Annotated in this window: 10 protein-coding genes; 3 read left to right on the top strand and 7 right to left on the bottom strand. The window is 72.2% G+C overall.

Annotation, left to right across the window (positions count from 1 at the left end):
• Positions 1-31: 31 nt before the first annotated feature.
• Complete coding sequence (locus tag WMF29_RS29560) at positions 32-373, bottom strand: hypothetical protein (protein ID WP_437323484.1); 342 nt, start codon at positions 371-373, stop codon at positions 32-34.
• 76 nt (positions 374-449) lie between these two features.
• Here WMF29_RS29560 and WMF29_RS29555 point away from each other — a divergent pair, with 76 nt between their 5' ends.
• The gene (locus WMF29_RS29555) at positions 450-689 is read left to right on the top strand and encodes a hypothetical protein (RefSeq protein WP_437323485.1); all 240 of its coding nucleotides are present in this window, start codon (positions 450-452) and stop codon (positions 687-689) included.
• Positions 690-814: 125 nt separating this feature from the next.
• Here WMF29_RS29555 and WMF29_RS29550 read toward each other — a convergent pair whose 3' ends face one another.
• The 5 genes from WMF29_RS29550 to WMF29_RS29530 form a co-directional block, all read right to left on the bottom strand.
• Positions 815-1156, bottom strand: a complete 342-nt coding sequence (locus WMF29_RS29550) for a hypothetical protein (RefSeq protein WP_437323484.1) — start codon at positions 1154-1156, stop codon at positions 815-817.
• A gap of 72 nt (positions 1157-1228) precedes the next feature.
• Positions 1229-3190, bottom strand: coding sequence for a sugar-binding protein (locus WMF29_RS29545; RefSeq protein WP_437323483.1), 1962 nt, complete (start codon positions 3188-3190; stop codon positions 1229-1231).
• A 176-nt stretch (positions 3191-3366) separates the two neighbouring features.
• On the bottom strand, positions 3367-6189 hold the full coding sequence (locus tag WMF29_RS29540) for a cation-translocating P-type ATPase (RefSeq protein ID WP_437323482.1): 2823 nt from the start codon (positions 6187-6189) through the stop codon (positions 3367-3369).
• Between the two features lie 13 nt (positions 6190-6202).
• On the bottom strand, positions 6203-7039 hold the full coding sequence (locus WMF29_RS29535) for a PspA/IM30 family protein (RefSeq protein ID WP_272094395.1): 837 nt from the start codon (positions 7037-7039) through the stop codon (positions 6203-6205).
• Positions 7040-7092: 53 nt separating this feature from the next.
• Positions 7093-7482 carry a hypothetical protein gene (locus WMF29_RS29530; RefSeq protein ID WP_272094394.1) on the bottom strand — a complete coding sequence of 130 codons (390 nt, stop codon included), beginning with the start codon at positions 7480-7482 and terminating at the stop codon, positions 7093-7095.
• A 397-nt stretch (positions 7483-7879) separates the two neighbouring features.
• Between WMF29_RS29530 and WMF29_RS29525 the strand changes: the two genes are divergently transcribed.
• Positions 7880-9409, top strand: coding sequence for a serine/threonine-protein kinase (locus WMF29_RS29525; protein ID WP_437323481.1), 1530 nt, complete (start codon positions 7880-7882; stop codon positions 9407-9409).
• Between the two features lies 1 nt (position 9410).
• Positions 9411-10805, top strand: coding sequence for a sigma 54-interacting transcriptional regulator (locus WMF29_RS29520; protein WP_272094392.1), 1395 nt, complete (start codon positions 9411-9413; stop codon positions 10803-10805).
• A 31-nt stretch (positions 10806-10836) separates the two neighbouring features.
• Here WMF29_RS29520 and WMF29_RS29515 read toward each other — a convergent pair whose 3' ends face one another.
• Positions 10837-12639: a monovalent cation:proton antiporter-2 (CPA2) family protein gene (locus tag WMF29_RS29515; protein ID WP_437323480.1), complete on the bottom strand. Its 1803-nt coding sequence runs from the start codon at positions 12637-12639 to the stop codon at positions 10837-10839.
• Between the last annotated feature and the right edge of the window lie 8 nt (positions 12640-12647).

The raw sequence follows: 12647 nt of genomic DNA, 5'->3' as shown, positions 1-12647 counted from the left end.
CGGTTCGAATTCTCGCTGTTTGCTCGCCGTTTCAACCCGTTTGTCGCTCTAGGAGGTGCCCCAGCCCCTGCGCGCGCAGCGTCTCGGCCTGGAGCCGCTCCGCGACCGCGTTGAGCTCGCCGAGCGCCTGGCCGGAGCCGCCGCCCACGATCGTGCGCAGCGGCCGCTTGCCGGCCGGCGCCTCGACGAGCGCCACGACGGCGTCGGCCACCTCGCGCGGGTCGGGCGCGCCCGCCGCCTCGAACATGGCGGCGAGACCGGCGTTCATGCGCGCGGGCAGCTCGGCGAGCTCGCCGTAGCCCGCGAGGCGCGCGGGCTCCGCGGGCGCCAGCATGTTCCTGCCGAGCGCGGTCGGGTACGGCCCCGGCTCCACGATCGCCGACTCGACGCGCGCCGCTCGCGGTGAGACCCAGCGTTTTCTGACCCCGCGAGGCCCTCTTCCCGCCTACTTGGCAAAGATCGACCCGTTCCAGACGTACCGCGCCGGCTGCGCGCCCCCCCACGGCAGCAGCAGCCGGATTCCGAGCCAAGGGGAGGTCCTGTGGAAGCTCGAGAGCGGGAGTTTCAGCTACTACCGCTGGGAGATCCTCGACGTGGAGCACAACCCCGAAGGGCCGTACCGGGAGGGCGGCGCTCGCGCGCCTGCCGAGCTCGGGACTTCCGCGTCATTCCCGAGTGACCACCTCTAGAACATCGATCAGCTTGGAAACCCGAGAAAATAGCCGCCAAGACGCCAAGGACGCCAAGAAGACAATAAAATCTTGGCGTCCTTGGCGGGCTTGGCGGTTCGAATTCTCGCTGTTTGCTCGCCGTTTCAACCCGTTTGTCGCTCTAGGAGGTGCCCCAGCCCCTGCGCGCGCAGCGTCTCGGCCTGGAGCCGCTCCGCGACCGCGTTGAGCTCGCCGAGCGCCTGGCCGGAGCCGCCGCCCACGATCGTGCGCAGCGGCCGCTTGCCGGCCGGCGCCTCGACGAGCGCCACGACGGCGTCGGCCACCTCGCGCGGGTCGGGCGCGCCCGCCGCCTCGAACATGGCGGCGAGACCGGCGTTCATGCGCGCGGGCAGCTCGGCGAGCTCGCCGTAGCCCGCGAGGCGCGCGGGCTCCGCGGGCGCCAGCATGTTCCTGCCGAGCGCGGTCGGGTACGGCCCCGGCTCCACGATCGCCGACTCGACGCGCGCCGCTCGCGGTGAGACCCAGCGTTTTCTGACCCCGCGAGGCCCTCTTCCCGCCTACTTGGCAAAGATCGACCCGTTCCAGACGTACCGCGCCGGCTGCGCGCCCCCCCACGGCAGCAGCAGCGGCTCGAAGCCGCCGACGGGCGCCTTGTCCTGGTTGAAGGGGTACGTCTGCTCCGTCCACTCGACGGCCTTCCCCGGGGCGAGCTCGATCCCCATCTTGTCGCCCACGCGCACGAACCTGAGCTCTCCGGCGATCTTCTTGTCGCCGACGCTGCGCGCCACCTCGGCCGCGAAGATCCGCTGGAGGCTCTCGCCGTCGACCCGGAAGATCATCACGACGTCGCGGTCCACGGTCCCGCCGCCCGCCTCCTTCGGCGCCGCCGCGCGGACGGTGCCGTGGACGATGATCTCCGCCTTGCCGTCGCCGGTGAGATCGAGCGCGCGGACCGAGCGGATGTCGGCCGGAGAGGCGAACTGCGCGAGCGTCATGAACGCGTACCCCGCGCCGCCCCGGAACCCCTTGCCGAACACCACGATGTCGCGGTCGTGCAGGAGCACCCGCTCGGGCTCCTTGCCGCCGGCCACGTCGGCGCCGAGGTCGAACTGCGGCTTGCTCGCCGAGGCGCTCCGGTCGCGCCGGTAGAGGGCGTACACCTTGTCGAGCATCTCGGCCGGCGAGAGGCCGGCCGGCTTCGGCGCGGCCCGCGCCTCCTCGGCCCTCGCCGGCGCCGGGCGCGGCCCCGCGGCGCCCGCCTGCCGCTGCTCGCTCGCCTTGGTGAACACCCCGCCGGTCAGCTTGTAGAGCTGCGACTTGATCGACCCCCACGGCAACAGCAGCGGATCGTACGTCGTCTCGACCCCCTCCGCGTAGTTGCTCGCGTCGTACTTGGTCGCCTTGCCCGGCTCCACGCGGATCGCCACCTTGTCGCCGTCCGCCACGAAGTCGACGTCGTTGACGACCGAGCCCTTCTCCGTCGCGATCGCGATCTCGTGCTGGAAGATCGGCTTCGGCGTGTCGCCGGCGCCGAACTGGAGCACGTGGATCACCTCGCGGTACTTCGCGCTGCTGCCGGAGCGCTTCCGCAGGATGAGCTCCGCCTGGCCGTCGCCCGTCAGGTCGCGCGCCGTGAGCGACGGCAGCATCCCGTCCTTGGCGTCGACCCCGAGGTCCTCGAAGTAGTACTGCGCGCCCTTCCGGAAGCCGGGGCCGAGGACGATCATGTACCGCTCGTAGACGAGCACCCGCTCCCGCATCGCATCGCCGGCCACGTCGGCGACGAGGTCGTAGCTCGCGCGGCCCTGGATGCCCTTGCTCCGGAGGAGGCCGTCGGTGAGCGCGAGCTCCGGCTCGGTCGCGAGCGGCGACAGCGACGCGTACGCCTCCGAGGCGGCGCTGCCGACGACGGCGTCGACCCCTCCGCCGTCGTCGTCGTGGACGAAGAGCCCCGCCCGCAGCCCGACCCGGGTCGTCGCCGCCTCGGGGAACGCCGTCCAGGGGACGCTCGCCTCCAGGGTGTACCCGCCGCTGCGGGGGGCCTCGATGACCCTCGCCCCGGCCACCGCTTTGCCGCCCGGGACCTTGACGCTCCCCGCCGTCTTGCCCGGCTGCCCAGGGTAGAGCGCCACCTCCTGGACCTTTCCGCCAGGGAACCCGATCACGACCTTCACGTGATCGGCGCCGCCGCGCAGCGTGTCGTCGGTCACGTCCGCCGCCACGTAGATCCGCGCGTCGTCGTAGGCGATGGCCACCTGGGCGGCGAGATCGGCCTTGCTGGGCTTGCCCTTGAGCTTGAGGCCGAGGGAGGTGAACGCCACCGGCCACTCCTTCGGGACCCCGTCGAGCTTGAGCCATTTCGACTCGACGAGCGGCGCCGCGATCGGCGTGCCGGCGGCGAGGGCGGGGGAGGGGGCGGCGGTGGTCAGCGCCGCCAGCGCGACGGGCGCGAGCGCGGCGAAGCGAGAGCCGGAGGTTTGCGCCCCCGGCGCACGGTGCGAGTGTGTTTTACGTCTCATAAGCTCGGGTTTGGACGCCTCTCCGCGCCCGCTTGTTCTTACCACGAGCACTTTCTTTCCGGATCGCTCCGCGTCGCCCACGTCGTCCACCCGATGTGGCCCCGTGGACGCCGCGAGGCGACGATTTCGACGTGGCAGGCGAGGGGGCCCGGCGGTGCCGAGGCCCTCGCCTGCTGTCATCCGTGCGGCCTGGGAGAGGGCGTGAGGCGGGCGGGGCCGGCGCCTTCGGGGCGGATCCGGCGGTACACGAGCTTTGCGATCTCGACGGCAGGCACGATGAGCGCCGAGAGGACGAGCAGGAGCATCCACTCGTTCGACGACATCGCGTACGTGCGGAAGACCGGGCGCAGCGCGGGCACGAGCAGCGCGATCAGGTGGATCGCCGCGCTCGCCGCGACCGCCAGCAGGAGCGGGAGGCTGATGAGCGGCTTCGACGCGAAGAGCGAGATGACCGGGCTCCGGCAGCTCCAGGCGTGGAAGAGCGGCGACAGCGCGAGCAGCGAGAAGGCGACGGCGCGCGTGCGGAGCAGCGCCTCCTCGGTCTGGTCCGACGTCGCGTAGAGCGCGACGGCGGCGAGCCCCATGATCGCGCCGACGTACAGGATCCCGAGGTAGTCGCGCTTGACGAGCAGGCCCTCGTCGCGCGGCCGCGGCGCCTCGGACATGAGCTGCGGATCCGGCGGATCGATCCCGAGCGCGAGCGCCGGCAGGCCGTTCGTCACGAGGTTGATCCAGAGGATCATGAGCGGCGTCAGCGGCGGCCACTTGCCGAAGAACGAGACGACGAACACGGCCACGAGGAGGCCCATGTTCGACGAGAGCAGGAAGAAGATGAACTTCTGGATGTTGCGGTAGATGGCGCGCCCCTCGCGCACCGCCTCGACGATGGTCGCGAAGTTGTCGTCCGCCAGCACGAGGTCCGCCGCCTGCCGCGCCACGTCGGTGCCCCCGCGCCCCATCGCCACGCCGATGTGCGCCTCCCGGAGCGCGGGCGCGTCGTTCACGCCGTCGCCCGTCATCGCCACGATGTGGCCGTGCGCCTTGAACGCCCGCACGAGCCGGAGCTTCTGCTCCGCCGTCGTCCGGGCGAAGACGCGCAGGTGCATGATCCTCCGCGCCAGCTCCTCGTCGCCCATCGCCGCGAGCTCCGCGCCGCTGAGCGCCTCGTCGCCCTCGTCCCAGAGCCCGATCTCCTTGGCGATCGCCGTCGCGGTGAGCCGGTGGTCGCCGGTGATCATGACGGCGCGGATGCCGGCGCGGCGGCACTCGGCCACCGCCTCCTTCACCCCCTGCCGCGGCGGGTCCATCATCCCGACCAGGCCGAGGAACGTGAGCTCGCGCTCGATGTCGTCCTCGTCGCGGCTGAGCCGCACTCGGCGGCAGATCGCGAGCACGCGCAGCGCGGCCGCGCTCATGCGATCGGCCTCGGCGACGATCGCGACGCGGTCGTCCTCGGTCAGCGCCCGCACGCCCTTGTCGTCGGCGAACTTCACGCAGAGCGGGAGGAGCACGTCGACGCTCCCCTTCACGTGCGCGATCTCGCGGCCGCGCTCGTCCCGCGTGATCACCGTCATCCGCTTGCGGTCGCTGTCGAACGGCAGCTCGTGCACGAACGCGTGCGACGGCGCGACCGACTCGCGCGAGTAGTTGCCCTTCGCGGCCAGCGTCAGCAGCGCCCCCTCGGTCGGATCGCCGACGATGTTCCAGCGGCCCGTCGCGCGGTCCTCGTCGAGCGACGCGTTGTTGCAGAGCGCGACCGTCGCGAACAGGTACGTGAGGGGCGCCGCGTGGTCCACGACCTCCGCGCCGTGCTCGTCCCGCAGCGCGCCCGCCGGGTTGTACCCCTCGCCGGTCACCGTGTAGCGGCGGCCGCCCGCGTACACGTTGCGGACGGTCATCTCGTTCTGGGTGAGCGTGCCCGTCTTGTCCGACGCGATGATCGTCGCGGCGCCGAGCGTCTCGACCGCGGGCAGCTTGCGCACGATCGCCCCGCGCCGCGCCATGCGCTGCATCCCCAGCGCGAGCGTGATCGTCGTGATCGCGGGCAGCCCCTCGGGGATGGCGGCCACCGCGAGGCTCACGCCCTCGAGCAGGAGCTCGTGCCAGGGCCGGCCGCCCCGGATGAACCCCCAGCCGAGCAGCACCGCGGAGAGCGCCAGGCAGACCCGCAGGATCACGGAGCCGAAGCGATCGAGGCGCTCCTCGAGGGGCGTCTTCTGCTCGCCGACCGAGCGGATCATCTCGCCGATCCGCCCGAGCTCGGTGCCCACGCCGGTCGCGGTCACCACCGCGCGCCCCTTGCCGCGCACGACGCTCGTGCCCGTGAAGACCATCGTGACCCGGTCGCCGAGCGGCGCGTCGCGCGCGACCGGGGCGAGCGCGTCCTTGACAGCGGCCGCGCTCTCGCCCGTCAGCGCCGCCTCCTCGGTCGCGAAGCTGATCGTCTGCACGAGCCGCGCGTCGGCCGGGACCGAGTCGCCCGCCTCGAGCTCGAGGATGTCGCCGGGCGCGACGTCCTCGGCCGCGATGACCACGGTCTTGCCGCCGCGTCGGACGCGCGCGTTCGGCGCGCTGAGCTTCTGGAGGGCCTCCAGGGCCGCCTCCGCGCGCCGCTCCTGGTAGTAACCGAGGAAGGCGTTCAGGATCACGATGAGCAGGATCGCGATCGCGTCGCCGAACCGGTGGAGGAAGCTCTCGTCCTGGTCGGCCGTGAAGCCGACGACCACGGCGATCGCCGCCGCGGCGAGGAGCGTGAGCACGAGCGGGTTCGCGAACTGCTCGAGGATGCGGACGAGCGCGCTCTTCTTCTTCGTCTCGGGCAGCCGGTTCTTGCCGTGCTCCGCGAGGCGCCTCTGCGCCTCGGCGTCGGAGAGCCCGCCGGACGAGCTGACCCCGACGCGCTCGAGGAAGGCGCCGACCTCCTCGGCGTGGACTGGGATGGGAGCGGCGGGAGAGGCGTTCGGTCCGGCCGGGCGGAGCGCCGTGGCGGCTTGGCTCATGGGCAGGCGTGCTCTAGCGCTTCATCCTGGCTTGTTCACGTTGTTCTTCGGCCTCGAGCTCCGCGATCGCCGCCGCGAGCTCGTCCTGCTCGGCCTGGGGCGCGGCGGCCGGCGCGCCGCCCGCGCCGGCCACGCGCACCTGAGGCGGCGGCGCCGCGGCGGGCGGCGGCTCGGGCGGGAGCACGCCCATCTTCCGCTTGAGCGCGAGCAGCTCGTCGTCCGCGCCCGCCGTCGCCTCGAGCTGCCCGAACCGGTGCGCCAGCGTGTCGCCCGTGTACTGCTCGGCGATCTCCCCGGCGGCCTCGGCCTCGGCCTCGATCTGGTCGATCTTGTTCGCCATCCGGTCGAACGTCTCGAAGGCGGAGGCGTTGTTCAGGCCGCTCATCGTCTCCTGGATGGCCTTCTGCGCCTCGGCCCGCTTCTTCCGGGCGATGAGCACGTTCTTCTTGCGCTTCGCCTCCTCGATCTTGTTGTTCAGGAGGCGCAGCGCCGTCTTCAGCTGGTCGACGGCCTGCTTCTGCTTCTGCCACTGGTCCTTGTAGGAGGTGGCGAGCTGGTCGTGCTCCTTCTTGCGGTTCAGCGCCTCCTTGGCCAGCGCGTCGTCGCCCGCCTTGATCGCGAGCATCGCCCTGCGCTCCCACTCCGCGGCGTGGGCGGCCTCCTGCTCGGCCTGCTTGGCCAGCCGCTTCTCGTCGGCGATCGAGACGGCGACCTGCTTCTTCGCCTCGATCAGCTGGTTTGCCATGTCGATGACGACCTGGTTCAGCATCTTCTCGGGGTCCTCCGAGCGGCTGATGAGGTCGTTCAGGTTCGACTTGATGAGGGTCGCAAGGCGCGCGAAAATTCCCATAGATCAGCTCCAACTCTCGGGGTGCGCAGGGTCGAAAGGCGCGGCGGGTCTGCTCAGCTGAGCGCGAGATCGTGCAGCACGGGGACGTGGCGGGCGAGCGCGAGATCGATGTCGCTCAGGATCGCCTCGAGCTCGTTCATGTCGAGGTTCTCGAGCTCCAGCGCCGCCGACAGGACGACGGTGCCCGCCTCGATCCCATACGAAGCATGCATCAGATCCGTCGCGTTGTACTCGAGCAGGCGGCGGAAGAGCTTGGTCTGGTGTGCGTCGTCCCCGGGGACAGGGCCGATCGAGACGCGCACCGCCACGATCGGCGGGTCGATGCGGATCGCGATCGGCGGCGCTCCCGCGCCCCCCGAGACGAGGTAGGTACCGGCGTCGTTCTCGAACCGGCGATCGAGCTGCAGGAGGTAGGTTTCGACGTCCTCGGCTGTGCGCGGCATGGCGCGCCGAGCCTACAGAATCATGTCGCCTCGGGCTAGTGCCGCGTCCCTCGGATTCTTCCCGGGATTCCGCGCGCCGCGGGCTGCGGGCTGCGGCGACGACGCCGCGACGATCTTTCATCGAGCCTGCGCGGCTCGCCGTGGCCCTCCGAACCATCGCGCCCCCTTCGTTGGGTTCGTGCTCCGATCGCAGCGGCGCGCTGTCACGTCACGAGCGCGCGACGCGCGCCGCGCGCCTGGATTGCGCGCCGCGCGCCTGGATTGCGCGCCGCGAGCCGCGCCGCGCGCCGCTCCGTGATCGGTTCTGCTCGCTCCGGGAATCACCGCCTTTCCCCGGACGCTCGCTTTTTTCTCACCTGTCCGAGAGTGGCGGTGGTACGGTCCCGATCCAGGTTACGTGGCGATCCACCCGGGCGACGTCGTTGCTGGCTACCGTGTCACCCGCCTGCTCGGGCGGGGCGGCATGGGCGAAGTCTGGGCAGCAACACGGGAATCGGACAATCAGCAGGTCGCCATCAAGGTCCTGCTGGCGCGCGCCGCGATGAAGCCGGATCTCGTGCGGCGCTTCGACCGCGAGGCGAAGATCGCCTCGGCCATCCAGAGCCCGTACGTCTGCCAGCTGCTCGAGGTCGGCCAGACGGACGAGGGCGAGCACCTGCTCGTGTTCGAGCAGCTCGACGGCGAGTCGCTGGCGGACCGGCTGAAGCGCGAGCAGTACCTGCCGTTCAGCGAGGTCGGGCCGATCATCGACGACGTGCTCCAGGGGCTCGTGGCCGCGCACGCCGCGGGCGTCATCCACCGCGATCTGAAGCCGGGCAACATCTACCTCGAGCACCTCGGCCTGCCGGACCGGCGCGAGCGCGCGAAGATCCTCGATTTCGGCATCTCGAAGCTCACGCGGCGCGAGAAGGAAGAGCCGACGCTCACCGCCTTCGACGCGACGCTGGGATCGTTCGCGTACATGGCGCCGGAGCAGGTGCGGGGCGCCGCGCGGGCCGACGAGCGGGCCGACATCTACGCGGTCGGCGCGGTGGCCTTCCGGGCCCTGTCCGGGCGGCTGCCGTTCGAGGGGGCGAACGCCGCGGTGCTCGTCGCGATGAAGCTCGACCGCCCGGCGCCGTCGCTCGCCGAGGCGACCGGCGAGAAATGGCCGGTGGGCATCGAGCGCTTCCTCGAGCGGGCGCTCGATCGCCGGCGCGAAGGGCGCTTCGGCTCCGCGGGAGAGGCGCTGTCGAGCTGGCGCGCCATCCAGCCGGCGAACATCACCCGCGCGACGCGCCGCTCGCAGCGGAGCAGGTATCCCTCCGAGCTGCCCGACGCGTTCCTGGAAGACAACCCCACGGTCGTCGACGGCCCCCCGACGATGACGGAGAACGGCGGCTTCACCGACGCCGGCCACAGCTCGCCGCCCCCTGCTCCGCTCGCCCCTCCCAGGGCCGGGAGCACCGTGCCGCCGCCGCCGCCGAGCAGGGCCGCTGCGCCGCCGGCGTCGCCGAGCAGGACGGGCGTGGGCGCGCCGCCGGCGCCGCCGAGCAGGACGGGCGTGGGCGCGCCGCCGCCACCGCCGAGCAGGGCGGGCGCAGGCGCGCCGCCGCCACCGCCGAGCAGGGCGGGCGTGGGCGCGCCGCCGCCACCGCCGAGCAGGGCGGGCGCAGGCGCGCCGCCGCCACCGCCGAGCAGGGCGGGCGCGGGCGCGCCGCCGCCACCGCCGAGCAGGGCGGGCGCAGGCGCGCCGCCGCCACCGCCGAGCAGGGCAGGCGCAGGCGCGCCGCCGCCACCGCCGAGCAGGGCGGGCGCAGGCGCGCCGCCGCCACCGCCGAGCAGGGCGGGCGCAGGCGCGCCGCCGCCACCGCCGAGCAGGGGCGGGGGCGCAGAGATTCCCCGGCCGGAGGGACCCCCTTCGCGCCGCAAGACAGAGAGGCACTGAGTTGCTCGACGCAACGGTAGGCACGAAGAACCGGGTCGAGGTGCGCGGCGGGCGCATCCGCCTCACGAAATCGTCGGCCGCGCGCGGCGGCGGATGGATCGAGATCGGCACCGATCCCGTCATCGTCGGCCGCAACGCGGCCTGCCAGCTGGTCCTCGACGACGCCAAGGTCAGCGCGGTGCACGCCGAGTTCGTCGCCACGGAGCAGGGCGTGCGCGTGCGCGATCTCGACAGCCGGAACGGGACCTTCGTCGGCGGCGTGCGGGTCGGCGACATCTACCTGCTCACGAGCACGAAGCTGCGGCTCGGCGAGACCGAGATCCAGTTCGAGCCCCTGCGGCCCGAGCGCATCACGGTCTCGGCGATCCCGTCGTTCGGCCCGCTCGTGGCGAGCAGCCCCGGGATGCGGGCCATCTTCGAGCGCCTGTCCAAGATGGCGCCGACCGACCTCACGGTGCTCATCACGGGCGAGACCGGCACGGGCAAGGAGCTCGTCGCGCAGGCGCTGCACCTGGCGAGCGCCCGCTCGAAGAAGCCGTTCGTTGTCGTGGACTGCGGCTCGATCCCGCCGACCCTGGCCGAGGCGACGCTGTTCGGCCACGAGCGCGGCGCGTTCACGGGCGCGGTCGACAAGCGCCTCTCGCCGTTCATCGAGGCGGACGGCGGCACGATCTTCCTCGACGAGCTCGGCGAGCTGCCGCTCGAGGTGCAGCCGAAGCTCCTCCGCGCGCTCGCCGAGCGCCGCATCAAGAGCGTCGGCGGCTCGAGCTACCGCGAGGTCGACGTGCGCGTGCTCGCGGCGACGCGCCGCGACCTCGTGCGGGCCGTCAACGGCGGCAACTTCCGGAGCGACCTCTACTTCCGCGTCGCGCAGATCAAGATCGAGCTGCCGGCGCTCCGGCAGCGCGTGGAGGACATCCCCGTGCTCGTCCGCCGGATGCTGAAGGATCTCGGCGACGAGAGCGCCTACGAGCGCGTCTCGAACATGACGCTCGAGCGGCTGATGCGGCACGACTGGCCGGGCAACGTCCGCGAGCTCCGGAACGCCGTCGCCGTCGCGTTCGCGCTCGCCGCCGAGGGCGAGGAGATCGACATCGCGGCGCACCTCGGCGCCCTCACCGAGACGCCGGTGCACCCGAGCTCCTCCTCGCCGTCGATCCCCCCGGGCGCCGGCGGCAGCGCGGCCGGCAGCTCGTTCGCGTCGATGAAGGGCCGCCAGTTCCAGGAGGCGAAGCGCGACGTCCTCGCGCGGTTCGAGCGCGACTACTTCGCCGCCCTGTCCGAGGACGCGAAGGGCAACGTGAGCGAGATGGCGCGGCGCGCGGGCATGGAGCGGGCGCACGTGCGGGCTTACCTGCGCCGCCACGGCATCGGCGCGAAGCAGGAACAGGAGTGAGCGGGCGCGACGGCGGCTCGCTCGCCTCGCGTCACACCGCCGCGGCCTTGTCGTCCCTTCCGGACGGCGCGATCTCGTCGGACTCGAACAGCCCTTCGAGCTCCTGCGCCGCCTGCTTCGCCGCCTCGATGAGCTTGACCTCGTCGTTGTGCACAGCGTGCCCGCGGAGCAGCACCTTCTCGTCGTGGGCCCTGAACCGCTCGATGGTCGCGCGGGCGTCCCGCTCCCGCATCCCGAGGCCCTCGAGCACGCGCGCCGCCACCTCGAGCGACGACAGGAACGTCTCCCGCTCCAGCACCGTAACGCCGATATCCATGAGCTGATACGCGTGCTGGCGGTTCCTGGCGCGCGCGTAGATCCGGATGTCCGGGAAGTGCTGCTTCACCACCTCCGCCGTCTTCACCGACGACGCGACGTCGTCGATCGCCAGCACGAAGATCTTCGCCTTGTCGGCGCGCGCCGCGCGGAGCAGGTCGAGCCGGGAGGCGTCCCCGTAGTAGATCTTGTTGCCGTACCTGCGGACGAAGTCGACCTGCGTCGCGCTCGCGTCGAGCGCGGTGAAGGGGATCTTCCTCGTGCGGAGGACGCGAGAGACGATCTGCCCGAAGCGGCCGTATCCGGCGATGATGACCCTGGGGTCGTTGTCGTCGATCGCGTCGAACTCGCGCTCTGGCGCGCCCCGCCGCCATCGCTTCACGAGCGCGTCGCCGAGCGCGATGACGAGCGGCGTGAGCGCCATCGACAGGGTGACCACGACGATCAGGAGGTCGGCGAGGAGCCTGTCCATGATGCCCTGTCCCGCGGCCATCCCGAAGAGGACGAAGGCGAACTCGCCCCCCTGCGGGAGCGCGAGCGCGAGGTCGCGCGCGGAGCCCCGCGCGTGCCCGGTCGCCCTGCCCAGGACGAACAGGACGGCGGCCTTGAGCGCCATCACGCCGAGGACGAGCCCGAGGACGAGCAGCGGCCGCGCGACGACGAGGCCGATGTTCGCCGACATGCCGACGGCGATGAAGAAGAGCCCCATGAGCAGGCCCTTGAACGGCTCGATGTCCGCCTCGAGCTCGTGGCGGTACTCCGAGTCGGCGAGCAGCACGCCCGCCATGAAGGCGCCGAGCGACATGGAGAGGCCCACCTGCACCATGAGGAGCGCCGTGCCGAGCACGACGAGCAGGGCCGCCGCGGTGAAGATCTCGTGGGCGTGGGTGGCGGCGATGGCCCGGAAGACGGGGCGCACGAGGTAGCGGCCGCCGGCGACGACCGCGAGCAGCACGGCCACCGCCTTGAGCGACGAGGCGACGGCGCTCCCCTCGGCGGGGGCCCCGCCCGCGTGGCTGAGCAGGGGGAGCACCGCGAGCAGCGGGATCACGGCGAGGTCCTGGAAGAGCAGGATGCCGAACGCGGAGCGGCCGTGCTGCGACTGCATCTGGCCCTTCTCGGCCAGGATCTGCAGGACGAACGCCGTCGACGAGAGCGAGAGCCCGACGCCCGCGATGGCCGCCGTGTCGGCGCGCAGGCCGAGCGCGGCGCCGATCAGCCCGATGAGCGCGCCCGTGACGGCGACCTGCGCGCCGCCGAGGCCGAACACGGCGCGGCGCAGCACCCAGAGCCGCGACGGCTGGAGCTCGAGGCCGATGAGGAAGAGCAGCAGCACCACGCCGAGCTCCGAGAAGTGGAGGATGTCTTCGACGTTGGTGATGATCCGCAGCCCCCACGGGCCGAGCAGCGCGCCCGCGACGAGGTAGCCGAGCACCGCGCCGAGGCCGATCCGCTTGAACAGCGGCACGGCGACCACGGCCGCGCCGAGAAAGACTGCGGCGTCAGAGAGCAAGCTCATTCGTCGTG

The organism is Sorangium sp. So ce381, from assembly GCF_051473845.1.
Classification (GTDB): domain Bacteria; phylum Myxococcota_A; class Polyangia; order Polyangiales; family Polyangiaceae; genus Sorangium; species Sorangium atrum.
The sequence above is the reverse complement of the archived record's forward strand: the minus strand, read 5'-3'. Positions and strand labels throughout refer to the sequence as shown.

Excerpts from the sequence above, each read along its gene's own strand:
- WMF29_RS29540 (WP_437323482.1), bottom strand. The coding sequence starts at position 6,189 with ATGAGCCAAGCCGCCACGGCGCTCCGCCCGGCCGGACCGAACGCCTCT.
- WMF29_RS29530 (WP_272094394.1), bottom strand. The coding sequence starts at position 7,482 with ATGCCGCGCACAGCCGAGGACGTCGAAACCTACCTCCTGCAGCTCGAT.
- WMF29_RS29515 (WP_437323480.1), bottom strand. The coding sequence starts at position 12,639 with ATGAGCTTGCTCTCTGACGCCGCAGTCTTTCTCGGCGCGGCCGTGGTC.
- WMF29_RS29545 (WP_437323483.1), bottom strand. The coding sequence starts at position 3,190 with ATGAGACGTAAAACACACTCGCACCGTGCGCCGGGGGCGCAAACCTCC.
- WMF29_RS29535 (WP_272094395.1), bottom strand. The coding sequence starts at position 7,039 with ATGGGAATTTTCGCGCGCCTTGCGACCCTCATCAAGTCGAACCTGAAC.